General features: G+C 66.6%; 17 protein-coding genes. 11 read left to right on the top strand and 6 right to left on the bottom strand.

All coding sequences use genetic code 11. The features are described from left to right. Positions 1 to 56: 56 nt before the first annotated feature. Positions 57 to 986 carry a phosphoribosylaminoimidazolesuccinocarboxamide synthase gene (locus tag IPJ87_06710; protein MBK7941551.1) on the bottom strand — a complete coding sequence of 310 codons (930 nt, stop codon included), beginning with the start codon at positions 984 to 986 and terminating at the stop codon, positions 57 to 59. 23 nt (positions 987 to 1,009) lie between these two features. Beyond that, on the bottom strand, positions 1,010 to 1,975 hold the full coding sequence (locus IPJ87_06715) for a PhoH family protein (protein ID MBK7941552.1): 966 nt from the start codon (positions 1,973 to 1,975) through the stop codon (positions 1,010 to 1,012). A gap of 105 nt (positions 1,976 to 2,080) precedes the next feature. Between IPJ87_06715 and IPJ87_06720 the strand changes: the two genes are divergently transcribed. The 8 genes from IPJ87_06720 (at position 2,081) to IPJ87_06755 (ending at position 9,409) form a co-directional block, all read left to right on the top strand. Further along, the gene (locus IPJ87_06720; GenBank protein MBK7941553.1) at positions 2,081 to 2,905 is read left to right on the top strand and encodes an SAM-dependent chlorinase/fluorinase; all 825 of its coding nucleotides are present in this window, start codon (positions 2,081 to 2,083) and stop codon (positions 2,903 to 2,905) included. After that, the gene (locus IPJ87_06725; GenBank protein ID MBK7941554.1) at positions 2,902 to 3,216 is read left to right on the top strand and encodes an antibiotic biosynthesis monooxygenase; all 315 of its coding nucleotides are present in this window, start codon (positions 2,902 to 2,904) and stop codon (positions 3,214 to 3,216) included. The genes IPJ87_06720 and IPJ87_06725 overlap by 4 nt, the downstream gene beginning before the upstream one ends. After that, a complete protein-coding gene (locus IPJ87_06730) occupies positions 3,213 to 4,088 on the top strand; it encodes a tetratricopeptide repeat protein (protein ID MBK7941555.1) in 876 nt (291 codons plus the stop codon). The genes IPJ87_06725 and IPJ87_06730 overlap by 4 nt, the downstream gene beginning before the upstream one ends. A gap of 103 nt (positions 4,089 to 4,191) precedes the next feature. Further along, complete coding sequence (gene gldF, locus IPJ87_06735) at positions 4,192 to 4,917, top strand: gliding motility-associated ABC transporter permease subunit GldF (GenBank protein ID MBK7941556.1); 726 nt, start codon at positions 4,192 to 4,194, stop codon at positions 4,915 to 4,917. Between the two features lies 1 nt (position 4,918). After that, positions 4,919 to 6,655: a gliding motility-associated ABC transporter substrate-binding protein GldG gene (gldG, locus tag IPJ87_06740; GenBank protein ID MBK7941557.1), complete on the top strand. Its 1,737-nt coding sequence runs from the start codon at positions 4,919 to 4,921 to the stop codon at positions 6,653 to 6,655. Further along, complete coding sequence (locus tag IPJ87_06745) at positions 6,652 to 7,680, top strand: hypothetical protein (protein ID MBK7941558.1); 1,029 nt, start codon at positions 6,652 to 6,654, stop codon at positions 7,678 to 7,680. Before gldG ends, IPJ87_06745 begins: the two co-directional genes overlap by 4 nt. 171 nt (positions 7,681 to 7,851) lie before the next feature. Next, the gene (dnaN, locus tag IPJ87_06750) at positions 7,852 to 8,973 is read left to right on the top strand and encodes a DNA polymerase III subunit beta (GenBank protein ID MBK7941559.1); all 1,122 of its coding nucleotides are present in this window, start codon (positions 7,852 to 7,854) and stop codon (positions 8,971 to 8,973) included. 4 nt (positions 8,974 to 8,977) lie between these two features. After that, positions 8,978 to 9,409: an META domain-containing protein gene (locus tag IPJ87_06755; protein ID MBK7941560.1), complete on the top strand. Its 432-nt coding sequence runs from the start codon at positions 8,978 to 8,980 to the stop codon at positions 9,407 to 9,409. Here IPJ87_06755 and IPJ87_06760 read toward each other — a convergent pair. Both IPJ87_06760 and IPJ87_06765 read right to left on the bottom strand, forming a co-directional pair. Beyond that, positions 9,403 to 9,984 (bottom strand): rhomboid family intramembrane serine protease, encoded by a 582-nt coding sequence (locus IPJ87_06760; GenBank protein MBK7941561.1) that lies wholly within the window; start codon positions 9,982 to 9,984, stop codon positions 9,403 to 9,405. The genes IPJ87_06755 and IPJ87_06760 overlap by 7 nt on opposite strands. An 18-nt stretch (positions 9,985 to 10,002) precedes the next feature. After that, on the bottom strand, positions 10,003 to 10,215 hold the full coding sequence (locus IPJ87_06765; protein ID MBK7941562.1) for a hypothetical protein: 213 nt from the start codon (positions 10,213 to 10,215) through the stop codon (positions 10,003 to 10,005). Positions 10,216 to 10,271: 56 nt separating this feature from the next. Here IPJ87_06765 and IPJ87_06770 point away from each other — a divergent pair, with 56 nt between their 5' ends. After that, positions 10,272 to 10,736: a hypothetical protein gene (locus IPJ87_06770; protein ID MBK7941563.1), complete on the top strand. Its 465-nt coding sequence runs from the start codon at positions 10,272 to 10,274 to the stop codon at positions 10,734 to 10,736. A 30-nt stretch (positions 10,737 to 10,766) separates the two neighbouring features. Beyond that, positions 10,767 to 12,074, top strand: coding sequence for a serine hydrolase (locus IPJ87_06775; protein MBK7941564.1), 1,308 nt, complete (start codon positions 10,767 to 10,769; stop codon positions 12,072 to 12,074). Here IPJ87_06775 and IPJ87_06780 read toward each other — a convergent pair. After that, the gene (locus tag IPJ87_06780; protein ID MBK7941565.1) at positions 12,071 to 12,682 is read right to left on the bottom strand and encodes a 3'-5' exonuclease; all 612 of its coding nucleotides are present in this window, start codon (positions 12,680 to 12,682) and stop codon (positions 12,071 to 12,073) included. The two genes, IPJ87_06775 and IPJ87_06780, sit on opposite strands and share 4 nt — an antisense overlap. A 150-nt stretch (positions 12,683 to 12,832) precedes the next feature. Between IPJ87_06780 and IPJ87_06785 the strand changes: the two genes are divergently transcribed. Next, positions 12,833 to 14,068 carry an ATP-binding protein gene (locus IPJ87_06785; protein ID MBK7941566.1) on the top strand — a complete coding sequence of 412 codons (1,236 nt, stop codon included), beginning with the start codon at positions 12,833 to 12,835 and terminating at the stop codon, positions 14,066 to 14,068. 51 nt (positions 14,069 to 14,119) lie between these two features. Here IPJ87_06785 and IPJ87_06790 read toward each other — a convergent pair whose 3' ends face one another. Further along, positions 14,120 to 15,013, bottom strand: a complete 894-nt coding sequence (locus IPJ87_06790) for a 4-hydroxy-tetrahydrodipicolinate synthase (protein ID MBK7941567.1) — start codon at positions 15,011 to 15,013, stop codon at positions 14,120 to 14,122. Positions 15,014 to 15,020 lie beyond the last annotated feature (7 nt).

The raw sequence follows: 15,020 nt of genomic DNA on the forward strand, positions 1-15,020 counted from the left end.
ATCTCCTACAACGAAAATACAAAGGATGCCGCACAAGGGTACCCTTACCTATCGCCCTACCCCAGGTATTCCTCCACTGCCCGCTGCACCCGGGCATTGATGTCCTCCGTGGGTGCGGGCCGGAAGGCCTGGCCGGTGATGCGCTCGTAGAGCTCCACGTAGCGGTCGGTGACGCTGTGCACGAAGGCATCGTCCATGGTGGGCACCTGCTGGCCTTCCTTGCCCATGAAGCCGCCGGCGATGAGCCATTCGCGCACGAACTCCTTGCTGAGCTGCTTCTGGCGTTCGCCGAGGGCCTGCCGCTCGGCATAGCCGTCGGCGTAGAAGTAGCGGCTGCTGTCGGGCGTGTGCACCTCGTCGATGAGCAGGATGCGGCCATCGGGCGTGCGGCCGAACTCGTACTTGGTGTCCACCAGCAGCAGGCCGCGTTCGGCGGCGATGCGGCCGCCCTCGGCGAAGAGCGCCAGGGCGTATCGCTGCATGCTGTCCCACTCCTGCGGCGTGCACAGGCCGCGGGCCAGGATCTCGTCCGTCGTGATGTCCTCGTCGTGCCCCACGTCGGCCTTGGTGCTGGGCGTGATGATCGGTGCGGGGAAGCGGTCGTTCTCCCGCAGGCCTTCGGGCAGGGCGGCCCCGCAGAGCATGCGCGCGCCGCTCTGGTAGGTGCGCCAGGCGTGGCCGGCGAGGTAACCGCGCACCACCATCTCCACCTTCACGGTGGTGCAGGCGGTGCCGATGACGACATTGGGATCGGGTGAGGCCTGGGCCCAGTTGGGCGCCACGGAACGTGTGGCCTCCAGCATGTGCCAGCTGAGCTGGCTGAGCACCTGGCCCTTGTGCGGGATGCCGCGGGGCAGCACCACGTCGAAGGCGCTGATGCGGTCGCTGGCCACCAGCAGGACGCGACCGTCGGCGAGGGTGTACACGTCGCGCACCTTGCCGCGGTACACCTGGGTGATGAGCGGGTGGCGGAGCTCGGAACGCATCAGGGTCCCGGCGAGGACGGTGTTCATGGCGTGCGAGCGGATTGGTCGCGCTGCTCCTGATCCTTGAAGGCGACGAGCACCTTGGTGACGAGCTCGTGGCGGATGACATCCTTCTCATCGAGCTCGATGATGGCGATGCCTTCCACGCTGCGCAACATGCCGATGCCCTTGTCCAGGCCGCTGGGGCTGTGCTTGGGCAGGTCCACCTGGGTGAGGTCGCCGGTGATGACGAACTTGGCGTTGCGGCCCATGCGAGTGAGGAACATCTTGAGCTGGGGCAGGGTGGCGTTCTGGGCCTCGTCGAGGATCACGAAGGCGTGGTCGAGGGTGCGGCCGCGCATGAAGGCCAGGGGGGCGATCTGGATGACGCCGGTCTCCAGATGCTCGGCCAGGCGGCCGGCGGGGATCATGTCCTTGAGCGCATCGTAGAGCGGCTGCAGGTAGGGATCGAGCTTCTCGCGCAGGTCGCCGGGCAGGAAGCCGAGGTTCTCCCCCGCCTCCACGGCGGGCCGGGTGAGGATGATGCGGCGCACCTGCTTCTCCTTGAGGGCGCGCACGGCCAGGGCCACGGCGGTGTACGTCTTGCCGGTGCCGGCGGGCCCCACGGCGAACACCATGTCGTGGGTGCGCACGGCCTCCACCAGCCGCTGCTGGTTGCGGGTGCGGGCCTTGACGCGGAGACCGGCGTTGCCGTGCACCAGCACATCGGCGTCCTCCGCGCTGGGTTCGGTGTCCGGGGCGCCGCCCATGATGTCGTCGAGCACCTTGCGCGGCAGTTCGTTGTAGCGGCCCACATGCTCCACGAGCTGATCGAAGCGCTCGGCGAAGACGCTGATGTCCTCGTCGTTGCCGATCACCTTCAAGGTGTCGCCACGCGCTACGAGGTTGAGCTTCGGGAAGAAGCCGCGGATGATGCGCAGATGCTGGTCGTTGGCGCCGAAGACCGCGATCGGGTCCACCGCCGTCACTTGAATGGAAAGCTCGCCCACGTGCGGTGCTTGGAGGGTGCGGAGCAGGGGATCCGCGCGCCCTTACATTTGACCGGCCGAAGGTAGCCGATCACGAACGACCGGCGACGCACGCGGCCCCGCACGATGGCGATCATCACCCTCACCACGGACATGGGCGTGAAGGACCACTACGTGGCCGTGGTGAAGGGCAGCATCCTGGGTCAGGCACCCGGCGCGGTCATCGTGGACATCAGTCACCAGATCACGCCGTTCGACAACGCGCAGGCGGCCTTCGTGCTCCGCAACGCATACCCCGCCTTCCCGGCGGGCACGGTACACCTGATCGGCATCGACCCCGAGGCCGGTCCGCAGACGCCCCACGTGGTGGCGGCGCACGACGGGCACTGGTTCGTAGGGGCGGACAACGGCATCTTCAGCCTGTTGTTCGATGGCCGTCCGCAGGAGGTACACACCTTGCGGATGGTGACGGACGCAGCGGACGCCACCTTCCCGCTGCGGGGCGTGCTGGCGCGGGCGGCGTGCCACCTGGCACTGGGCGGGACCATCGACGCCATCGCTGACCCGCGCGCCGGGGTGCGACAGCAGCTCGGCTTCGTTCCGGCCTTGGACCAGGAGAGCATCCGCGGCGTGGTGATCCATGTGGACGCTTACGGGAACGTGGTCACCAACATCCACCACGACCACTTCGCGGCGATGGTGCAGGACCGGCCCTTCCGCATCACCTTCGGTCGTTCGCAGTACGACATCACGGCGCTGCACCGCACTTACGGCGAAGTGCCGCAGGGCGAGCGGGTAGCCTTCTTCGGGGCCAGCGGGTTGCTGGAGATCGCGGTGAACAAAGGCGTGGAGGGCGGCGGCGGCGGCGCAGCGCGGCTGTTCGGGCTGCACGTGCAGGACCCGGTGCGTGTGGAGCTGAAGGACGTGGTGCGGCAACTGGCGGCCTCATGATCGTGCGGTTGGTGCGCATGAGCTTCCGCCCTGGGGAGGCCGAGGGATTCCTGGAACTGTTCGAAGGCTGGCGGCATCGCATCATCACCATGCCGGGCTGTCTGCACCTGGAGCTGCTGCGCGACGCCGACGATCCCCGCATCTTCTTCACCTACAGCCTGTGGCGGTCCGCCGAAGACCTGGAACACTATCGCCGCTCCCCCGTTTTCGCCGAGGTGTGGCCGGTGGTGAAGGCCCTGTTCGACGCCCCCGCGCAGGCCTGGAGCTGCGCCCGCCTGCATCACATGGACGCCAAGCCCGAGCCTGCATGAACCGCATCATCGCCCTATCCCTCCTCTTCATCCCCATCATCGCTTCCGCCCAGAGCGACGCGCTGCTGCGTTCGGCTGAGACCGCCTACGCAAGCGGCGAGCTGGACAGTGCGCTGGCGCGGGTGGAACGGGCGATCGCGGCGGACCGGACCTCGGCGCGGGCCTACAAACTGCGCGGCGACATCCGCCAGCGGCTGAAGCAACTGGAGCTGGCGCTGATCGATTACAAGGAGAGCGAGACCCTGGACCCCAACAACGCCCGGCTTTTCGTAAGCCGGTCGGCCGCGCGCATCACCGAGGGCAACATCAAGGGGGCGCTGCGCGACCTGGACCACGCCATCGAGCTGGATCCGGCCGATGCCGATGCGTGGTACAACCGGGCCTGCGCCCACTACCTGGTGCAGGACAACGCCCAGGCGTTGAAGGACACCGAGAAGGCGCTGAAGCTGCGCGACGACCATGCTGAGGCGCTGTTCCTGGGCGGCGTGGTGAAGGGCGAGCTGTTCAAGGAGGACGCGGGTCTGGACGACATCCGGCGGGCGCTGGCGCTGAAGCCGGAGATCCCCGGCGGGCGGATGAGCGCGGCCATCCTGCTGTACGAGATGGAGCGCTTCGAAGAGGCCATCGCGGGCTTCACGGAAGTGCTGGCGAAGGACACCGCCTCGGCCGACCTGCGCGACGCGCACTACTACCGGGGCGACAGCCACTACAACCTGAAGCGCAAGGAGGAGGCCTGCCGCGACTGGCGGGCCAGCGCCAAGCTCGGCGACAAGGACGCGGTGTTCATCGTGAAGAACTACTGCGACACGGACCAGGAGAAGATCCCCAAGAAGCCGCAGCGCAAGCGCCGCAAGACGGTGGTCTCCTTCTGATCCGCCGTTCCCCCGGTGGTGTGCGCCGGGTCCAGGTGCCACGGCCCGATGGGCGGCGCGCCCACGCTATCTTCGGCCGCCTTTTCCAGCGGACAGCTACAGCATGCGGGCGTTGATCATCAAGGAGGTGCGGGGCTTCGCGGGCTCGCTCATCGGCCACATCACCGTGGTGGTCTTCCTGTTGATCACCGGGCTCTTCCTGTGGGTGTTCCCGGACAACCTGCTGGACCTGGGCTACGCGGACATGGCGCCTTTGTTCCAGCTGGCGCCGTGGGTCTTCCTCTTCCTGGTGCCGGCGGTGACGATGCGCAGCTTCAGCGAGGAACGCCGCACGGGCACCATCGAGCTGTTGCTGACCAAGCCCCTGAGCGAGGGCGCCATCGTCGCGGCCAAGTACATCGCCGCGGTGGTGCTGGTGATGGCGGCGCTGCTACCCACGCTGGTGTACGTGTGGAGCGTGATGGAGCTGGCGGTGCCGGCGGGCAACATCGACCGGGGGGGCACCTGGGGCTCGTACCTGGGGCTGCTGATGCTGGGCGGCTGTTTCGCCGCGGTGGGCGTGTTCGCCTCGGCGCTCACCGACAGCCAGATCGTGGCCTTCCTGATCACGGTCTTCCTGTGCTTCTGCCTGTTCATGGGCTTCGACCTGGTGGCCAGCTTCGACGCCTTCGGCGCGTTGGAGGGCCCCATCAAGGCGATGGGCATCCAGGAGCACTACCGCAGCATCAGCCGCGGGGTGGTGGACCTGCGCGACGTGCTCTACTTCGGTGGGGTGGCCGCCATCTTCCTGCTGGCCACGCGCACGGTGCTCCAAAGCCGCAGTTGGTGACATGGCACGCCCCGGCCGCTCCCCCCGCCTGCGCGACCTCACCGAACTGGTGGCCGGCGTGGGCATCGTGCTGCTGCTGCTCTTCATCGTCGGCTTCGTGCGGCTGCGGGCCGACCTCACGAGTGAGGAGCGCTACACTCTGAAGGACACCACCCGCGAACTGATCGCCGGGCTGGACGACCGGGTGTACGTGAAGGTGTATCTGGCGGGCGATCTGCCGGCCGATCTGCGGCGGCTGAGCGAGGCCACCCGCGAACTGCTCGACGAGATGCGCGTGCACGGTCCGGACAAGCTGGACCATAGCTTCATCGACCCCAGCGCCGACCCGGACGCGAAGGTGCGGCAGGAGGTGTACGCCACGCTGGAGAAACAGGGCCTGCAGTACAGCAGCATCCGCATCCGGGAGAAGGACGGCCACAGCGAGAAGATCGTGTTCCCCGGCGCCCTGGTGACCTACAAAGGCCGCACCGTGGCCGTGCAGCTGCTGAAGACCCAGCTGCGCACCCCCGACGCCGACATGGTGAACCGGTCGATCAACAACCTGGAGTTCGAGCTGGGCAGCGCCATCCGTCAGCTCACGCGCAAGGAACGTCCGCGCATCGCCTTCCTGGAGGGCCACGGCGAACTGGAGCCCATCCAGGTGCGCGATGTGGCCACGCTGCTGGGCGAGCACTACGACGTGAGCCGGCTGCGGATCGACGGGCAGCTGGGCAGCCTCAGCGATCGCCTGGAGGGCGCGCGCTACCGCACCAACCGCTGGGACCTGCTCATCGTGGCCAAGCCCGACAGCGCGTTCCCCGAGAAGGACCTGTACATCCTGGACCAGTACGTGATGAACGGCGGCAAGGTGCTGTGGCTGCTGGACGCGATGAACGCCAACCTCGATAGCCTCCGCAGCAATCAGTACAGCATGGCCACGGCCATGGAGCTGGGCGTGGACCAGCTGCTGTTCGCCTATGGGGTGCGCATCAACAACGACCTGCTGCTGGACCGGAGCTGCGCACCGATCGAGATCTTCACCACGCCCTACGGCAACCAGCGGAAGCTGGAGCGCTTCCCGTGGTACTTCGAGCCGGTGCTGATCCCACAGGAAGGCCACCCCATCGTGAACAACATCGACCCGGTGCACACGCGCTTCGTGAGCAGCATGGACACCATCGGCACGGACAGCATCCGCAAGACCATCCTGCTGACGACGAGCCCTTACAACCGGGTGCTCCGCAACCCGGTGCGTGTGGCGCTGAACATCGTGGAGCTGCAGCTGGGGCTGGACAAGAAGGGCACGCCGGCGCCGGTGGCGGTGCTGCTCGAAGGCCCGTTCACCTCGGCCTTCGCCGGCCGGCTCACCGAGCGTTTTCTGACAGAGGGCGACCCGCAGTACCGGGCGAAGGGGAGGCCCACGAGCCAGCTGGTGATCAGCGACGGCGACGTCATCGAGAACCGGGTGGACCCGGCCAAGGGCATGTACTACATGCTGGGCTACGACCGCTACGCCAACGCCAAGATCTATGGCAACCGCGAGCTGCTGGTGAACGCGGTGAACTACCTGCTGGATGACCAGAGCCTGATCAGCCTGCGGTCGCGCGCGATCACCCTGCGTCAGCTGGACCCGGTGCGCAGCGTGGGCGAGCGTACGTTCTGGCAGGTGGTGAACCTGGTGGTGCCCAGCCTGGTGGTGATCCTCGCGGGGCTGTTGTTCCACCTGCTGCGCAAACGGCGCTACACCAAACCCGCATGAAACGAACCCTTGTCATCGTCCTGATCGCGCTGATGCTGGGTTCGGTGGCCTGGTGGCTTGCTATGCGCGACAATGGCACCACGCTCAGCGGCCCCCTCACCGACTTCGCCGTGGCCGACACCGCCGCGGTGGACCGGATCTTCATCAGCGAGCCCGACGGCCGCACAGTGGACCTGCGGCGCCGCGCCGGGGGCGGCTGGACGGTGAACGGGCGGCTGGAGGCCAACCCGATCCAGGTGAACCTGTTGCTGAAGACCTTCTTGCGGGTGGAGGTGCGGGCCCCAGTGCCCAAGAGCGCCGAGGCCAACGTGGTGCGGGTGATGGCGGGCACGGCCAAGCGCGTGGAGATCTACACCGGCGACGACCGTCCCGATCGCATCTGGTTCGTGGGGCACTCCACCAAGGACCACTTTGGCACCTACATGCTTCTGGAGAAGCCCGGCACCGGCCGTTCCGCGGTCCCCTTCGTCATGGGCATGAGCGGCTTCACCGGCTACCTGACGCCGCGCTTCCATGTGGACCTGGACGTCTGGCGCAGCAGCATCCTCCTCCAGGAGCGCGACCTGGCGGCGCTGCGCGAGGTGCGGGTGGAGTTCCCCGCCACGCCGGGCGCAGGCTTCCTGGTGGCCCTGGACGAGCGCGGCACCCCCACCCTGCTCGACGAGGCCGGCGCGGTGCTGCCGATGGACACCGCGGCGGTGCGCGACATGCTGCTGCCCCTGGGTGGACTGAACTTCGAGTACGTGGAACGACAGCTGACCTCGGCGGAGCGTGACTCGGTGATGCGCAGCACGCCCCTCCACCGCCTTACGCTGGTGCGGCGGAACGGCGATGAACGCACGATCCCGTTCTGGGCGAAGGGGGCCTACGTGGGGCAACGCGACGCCATGGGCAACCTGCTGAAGGAGAACGATGTGGACCGGGTTTACGCCACGGTGGACGACACGGTGCTCGTGGCGGTGCAGCGTCTGGGTGCCGACAGGCTCCTGGTTCCGCGGGAGGCCTTGTTCCGGCAGGCGCCGTGATGTGGAAAAACCCCCGTCAGTGTTGATAAAACGGGGGGTCCGGGGGAGGGTACCCGGCTATCTTTGCGCACCACCGGCGCCCCTTGCGTCGATGCCATCCCGATCAACATGTCCGAAGACACTGCGACCGTGGAGACCACGGCCAAAGCGCAACCCACATCCCGTTCCGGAATGAAGTTCATCGTCTCCAGCAACGCCCTGCTCAAGCAGCTCCAAATGCTGCAAGGGGTCCTGGCCAGCAGCAACACCCTGCCCATCCTCGACAACTTCTTGTTCGAGGTGGATGGCAAGCAGCTCACCCTGACGGCCTCCGACCTGGAGACCACCATGACGGCCACCATGGCGGTGGAAGCCAAGGACAAGGGCAGCGTGGCGATCCCCGCCCGACTGCTGCTGGACACGCTGAAGGCCTTCCCCGAGCAGCCGCTCACCTTCAGCATCGATGGCAAGCACCATGGGGTGGAGATCAGCAGCGACCAGGGCAAGTACAAGATGACCGGTTACAGCGGCGCGGAGTTCCCCAAGAGCCCCACCCTGGAGGACCCCTCGAGGTTCCAGCTGCCAGCCGGAACCCTGGCCATGGCCATCAACAAGACGCTCTTCGCCACGGGGAACGACGACCTGCGCCCGGTGATGAGCGGCATCTTCTTCGAGCTGGCCGAAGAGGCGGTGCGGTTCGTGGCCACCGACGCGCACAAGCTGGTGCGGTACATGCGAACGGACGTTCGGGCGGACAAGCCGGCCAGCTTCATCGTGCCCAAGAAACCGCTGAACCTGCTGAAGAACGTGCTGGCGGCCACCAACGCGGAAGTGGCGGTGAGCTACAATGAGAACAACGCTTCGTTCACCTTCGACAACCTGGTGCTGGTGTGCCGCCTGATCGACGGCAAGTACCCGAACTACGAGGCGGTGATCCCCAAAAAGAACCCGAACAAGCTCACGATCGATCGCGCGTCGTTCCTGAGCTCGATCCGTCGGGTGAGCATCTTCAGCAACAAGACCACGCACCAGGTGCGCCTGAGCATCGCCGGCAGCCAGCTCGCGGTGAGCGCCGAGGACCTGGACTTCGCCAACGAGGCCAACGAGAAGCTCACCTGCAGCTACGAGGGCGAGGACATGACGATCGGCTTCAACAGCCGCTTCCTCATGGACATGCTGAACAACCTCACCAGCGAGCATGTGGTGCTGGAGATGAGCGCGCCCAACCGGGCGGGCATCATTCTGCCGAGCGAGCCGGGCGAAGTGGGCGAGGATGTCCTGATGCTGGTGATGCCGGTGATGCTGAACAGCTGATCGCATGCGGACCTTGGTTTCGCTGGCCGTGGCCCTGACGCTGATGGCCGGTACCTGCAACGAGGGCAAGGACGGTGGCGGAACTCCGGGCAACGCCCTGGCCAAGCTCGTCGGCTCCAAGTGGATGCTTCAAACCCTGAACGGCACGCCCATCGACCAGAGCCTCGGTGAGCGCGCGCCCTACCTGCAGATGGCCGAGGGCGACCAGGTATCCGGCAAGGGTGGCTGCAATCAGCTCTTCGGTTCGTTCACCGTGCAGGGATCATCGCTGAAGTTCGGCGAACTTGGCGCCACCAAGATGTATTGCCAGGACACCATGGAGCTGGAGGGCAAATTCACCAGCGCGCTGCGTGCCACCGACGGCTACAGCCTGGACGGCGATGTGCTGCGCCTGATGCAGGGCGATCGCGAGCTGGCCGTCCTGCGCGCTCAGTAGGGGCCCTCGACCGGCCAGGTGCTGTCGGTCCTTCGGTCGTCCAGTTCGGTGCGCCGGCCCAGTTCGCGTTTCCACCGCAGTTCCTCGTCATCCACCTCGTCGCCGGGGTCGGCCTCGTACACGATGCGGATGCGCGGCCCTGCCGGGGCAGCATCGTGCCCGGCGGCGGCATCCCCATCCTCATGATCATCGAGCGCCTCCGACGTGCGGTCGGGCAGGAAGGCCGGGGGCACCTTCCGGTACACGATGGCCATGGCCAGCCCGGCCAACCCGCCCCAGAGGTGGCTTTCCCAGCTCATGCGCGGTGCGATGGGGAAGACGCCCCAGATGAGCCCGCCGTACAGGAACACCACCAGCATGGCGATGGCCATGAGGGCCCGCTGGCGGCGCAGCACGCCGCTGGCAAAGAGGAAGGCCGCGAGGCCGTACACCACGCCGCTGGCCCCGATATGCCGGTCCGCCCGAGCACTGATCCACACCCACAGGCCGGTAAGCAGCCAGATGCCCAGGGTGACGCGACCGGCGGCACGTGGATAGAAGTAGACCAGGCACCAGCCCAACACGAAGAGCGGCACCGAGTTGTTGAAGAGATGCTACAGGTCGCCGTGGATGAAGGGCGCGAGCAGGATGCCCGGGAGACCCTCCGCATGGCGGGGCAACAGTCCGTAACGGGCCAGGTCCAGGTCGTAGGCCCCCGCGACCAGATGCACCATCCACAGCAGGAGCACGGCCAGGGCGGGCAGGATGGCGGCCGTAAGGATGCGGCGGCGCTGTGGATCGGCGGCGTTGTGGTCCGGTGCTTGCATGGGGCGAAGGTCGCCGCCGGGCAACGAACCGGCCGGACCCCTTACTTTGAAGCCGCATGAGCAAGATCCGTGACAAGGTTCGCACACCTGCCATCCTGGCTGTTGCGCTGCTGCCCCTACTCGCCGCCTTCACCACCGGACCGCGCGCGGCGCAGAAGGGCTTGAAGCCCCCGAGCGAGCTGGCGCTGTTGATGCGCGAGATGACGGCCTTCACCGACAGCACGCGGCATCGGCTGGAGCGCGGGGACGATCTGCTCCCCTACCCGACCGGCTTCTCGGCCTTGCACACGGCCACGCCCACGGACGGCAAACTGGACATCGACCGGGCCGCCTTCGATGCGTTCGCGGACCACTACCTCGCCCAGGTGAAGTCGCTGTACAATGCGCCGGCGGGAGACCGGATGAGCACCTTCAATGCCACCGTGCAGGCCTGCGCCAACTGCCACACGGTGGCCTGCCCCGGGCCGCTGGTGCGGATCAAGAAGCTCTACGTTCCGCTGGCCCCGGACCTGTCCAAGTGAACCTTCGGGTGGCACGGACGTCCAAGACACATGCGCCACGCGATCCTCTCCGCCACCCTCGCCGGGCTCGCCACCGGGTCGCTCACCGGTCAGTCCCTCTACTTCCCGCCCATCGGTCAATCTGCGTGGGACACCCTGGATCCATCAAGTCTGGGCTGGTGCCCGGACCGCGTCGACAGTTTGATCGACTTCGTGGGTGCGCGGAACACGAAGGCCTTCCTGATCCTGAAGGACGGGAAGATCGTCATTGAGCACTACTACGGCACGTTCACGCAGGACAGCCTGTGGTACTGGGCCAGTGCGGGGAAGACGCTCACCGCCATGCTCACCGGCATCGCACAGGAGGAAGGGCTGCTGGACATCGACCTGCCGAGCAGCACCTACCTGGGGACCGGGTGGACGAGCTGCGCCCCACAGCAGGAGGCGCAGATCACCGTTCGGGACCAGCTGACGATGACCACCGGTCTGGATGATGGTGTGCCTGATGATGACTGCACCGACCCGGCCTGCCTGCAGTACCTGGCCGACGCCGGCACCCGCTGGGCCTACCACAACGCACCGTATACCCTGCTGGACGATGTGATCGCCAACGCAGCGGGCACCACCTTCAGCTCCTATTTCAACACGCGGATCCGCAACAAGGTCGGGATGGACGGGTTCTGGTTCCCGGGCGGGTCGCCGTACAACAACGTGTACTTCAGCAAGGCCCGGAGCATGGCGAGGTACGGCCTGCTGGCGTTGAACCGCGGGATCTGGTCCACCGATACGGTGTTGCACGAGACGGCCTACTTCACGGCGATGACCACGCCCTCGCAGGGGCTGAACGAGAGCTACGGCTACCTCTGGTGGCTGAACGGTCAGCCCACCTACATGCTCCCCGGTCTGCAGTTCGCATTCCCGGGGCCGGCCATGCCTGACGCGCCGGTTGACATGGTCTGCGGACTTGGCAAGAACGACCAGCTGCTGAACGTGGTACCGAGCCGCAACATGGTGGTGGTGCGCATGGGCAACGAAGCGTATGGCGCCCTCTCGGTGGCCACCATCTTCAACAACGAGATCTGGCAGCTGATCGAGCAACTGCCGTGCGCCACCCCGGTGGATACGCGTGAGCCGGACGACGGATGGGGGCTTCACCCCAATCCGGCCACGGACATGGTGCGGGTGATGCTGCCCCCCGGAGCGGTGAGGACGGACGTTGAGCTGCGCGATGACCTGGGACGCATGGTCCCTGTGCGTTGGACGGGGGAAGGACTCGACCTCTCCGGTCTGGCCGCCGGCGTGTACGCGGTGCGGATCCGTGGCGAAGGCCCGATGGTGCGCCGCCTCATCAAGCACTAGCGCAGCGCCCCCACCTGAACGAGTTTGCCTCCCGGGGTGCGGTGCCCACCGGGAAGAAAGGCCCCGATGCGGACGCGGTTGGTGTGCAGGAACTGCGTGATGTCGAACCAGGGGCGGTCGCCGATCGCACGCAGCACCAGTTCGGCCGTGGCTTCGGCGTCGTTGCCGGCGCGGTGGTGCCGCAGGGGGATCCCATGGTGGGCGCACATGGCCGATAGCCCGTAGGAACGATGGCCCGGCCAGACCTTGCGGGCCATACTGACACTGCAGAAGTACTCGAACGGCGTGAAAGCGATGTCCGCTGCGCACAAGGTGCTGCGCAGCACGTTCATGTCGAACGCCGCATTGTGGGCCACCACCATGCGGTCGCGCAGGAGCTCGGCCACCTCGGGCCAGATGGCGGTCCAGGTGGGCGCATCGGCGACATGCTCGGGGCGGATGCCGTGCACGGCGATGTGGTGCGGGCTGAAGTAGGGCCACTGGGGCGGCTTGATGAGCCAGTTGCGCACCTCCCGCACCACGCCATCCCGCACCACGGCGATGCCCAGTTCACAGGGGCTGTCGGGCTGTGTGGTGGCGGTCTCGAAGTCGAGAGCGAGGAAGTCCATGGTGGTCCCGAAAGGTAGCGCACGCAGGCTTTCGCTGCATGGGCCACGGAGTTGATCACCGCGGGTCAGCATATGGAAATTCGCCACGCTATGGCGAATTTCCCACCACTTCATGGCGCATATCCGGCCACAACACGTTAGCTTGGCACCATGGAAACGCCCAGGAACCTGAGGCATGCCGTGGACATCGCGCTGAAGGACACCCCTGTGGTGCTGCTCCACGGTGCACGGCAGACCGGCAAGACCACCCTGGTGAAGACCATGGCCCGGGAGCGGGGCGCACGGTACGTCACACTGGACGACCACCCCACCCTGGAAGCGGCACTGGCCGATCCGCCCGCCTTCATCCAGGGGCTGGGCAGGCTGGCGGTGATCGACGAGGTGCAGAACGCGCCGAACATCTTCCGGGCCATCAAAGCCTCGGTGGACCGTGACCGGAAGCCGGGGCGATTCCTGCTCACCGGAAGCGCCAACGTGCTGGTGCTGCCAAGGCTGGGCGACTCACTGGCCGGGCGGATGGAGATCATCCCCCTCTTCCCCTTTGCACAGGACGAGTTGCAGGGCCGGAAGAGCGGCTTCATCGACAAGGTGTTCGGCGCACGGCCCAAGCTGCCCGACCCCACCGCGTTGGAGCGAAAGCAGATCGCGTCGCGGGTGATCGCAGGCGGTTATCCGGAGGTGATGACGCGCAAGGACCCGGCCCGGCGCGATGCCTGGTACGGCGCGTACATCACCAGCATCCTGCAACGGGACGTGAGGGACATCAGCAACATCACGGGGCTCACCGACCTGCCCAGGCTGCTGCAGGCCCTGGCCGTGCGGAGCAGCGGCCTGTTGAACATGGCCGATCTCTCACGGACGCTGGACATCCCGCACAGCACCATGCGGCGGTACATGGCCCTGCTGGAGGCCACCTTCCTGAGCACGCCCGTGGAAGCCTGGCACGCGCACCGGGGCAAGCGGCTGGTGAAGGCCCCCAAGCTGCACCTGGCCGACAGCGGCTTCGCCGCCCACTTGGCGGGCATCGACAGACCGGCCGACATCCTGAACAGCCCGGCCTTCGGTCCGCTGCTGGAGACCTTCGTGCTGAACGAGCTGCGGAAGCTCAACGGCTGGAGCAAGGTACGGGTGAAGGCCTACCACTTCCGGACCGAGGCGGGGCGTGAGGTGGACATCGTGCTGGAGGACAACAAGGGCCGCATCGTGGGCATCGAGGTGAAGGCCGCCATGGCCGTGGGCAGCAACGATGTGGCCGGTCTGAAGCACCTGCGGGAAGTGGCCGGGGACAAGTGGCTACGGGGGCTGCTGCTGCACCCCGGGCTGGGCATCACGCCCTTTGCGAAGGACATCCACGCGGTGCCGTTGAGCGCCCTGTGGGAATGGTAGCTGGCTGGAAATCCGCCACGTCGTGGCGGATTTCCAGCCAGCTGGGCCTGTTCACAACTTCACGACCTCCGCATCCGCCAGCGCCTGGTAGAGCTTTCTGGCCGTGGCCTCGCTGATGTTCACGAGGGGCAGGCGCACGGTGTCGCCGCAGATCCCGAGGACCTTCAACGCGTGCTTGATGCCGCCGGGGTTGCCCTCGGCGAAGAGCAGATCGATGACCTCGATGAGGCGCAGGTGCTCGCGACGGGCGGTCTCCAGATCGCCCTTCAGCGCCGCCTCCACCAGGGTGCTGAACTCCTTTGGCAGGGCGTTGCCCACCACGCTGATCACACCCGCGCCGCCCAGCGCGATGATGGGCAGGGTGAGCGCATCATCACCACTGATGAGCATGAAGTCCTTCGGCTTGTGCTTCAGGATGCGGCCCATCTGGTCCAGGTTGGCGCTGGCCTCTTTGATGGCGATGATGTTCTTGAAGTCCTTTGCCAGCCGCAGCGTGGTCTCGGCGGTCATGTTGCTGCCGGTGCGGCCGGGCACGTTGTAGAGGATGATGGGCCGCAGGGCCACCTGGGCGATGGCCTTGTAGTGCTGGTAAATGCCTTCCTGCGTGGGCTTGTTGTAGTAGGGGCTCACGCTCAGGATGGCATCGACGCCGTCCATGTCGAACGCTTCCAGCGCCTCGATGACCTCGGCCGTGTTGTTGCCGCCGACACCGAGCACCACCGGCACGCGGTTGCGCACGAAGCCGATGGTCTGCGCCAGCAGTTCCTTCTTCTCGGCCTTGGTGAGGGTGACGCTCTCTCCGGTGGTGCCCATGCTCACCACATAGTCCACGCCACCGGTGATCTGGTGCTCGATGAGCCGTTCCAGGCCGGCGTAATCAATGTTGCCCTTGGGCAGGAACGGGGTCACAAGGGCCACCCCGAGGCCACGGAATCGGTCGTCCATGCATGTG

The organism is Flavobacteriales bacterium, assembly GCA_016713875.1.
Taxonomy (GTDB): Bacteria; Bacteroidota; Bacteroidia; order Flavobacteriales_F; family PHOS-HE28; genus PHOS-HE28.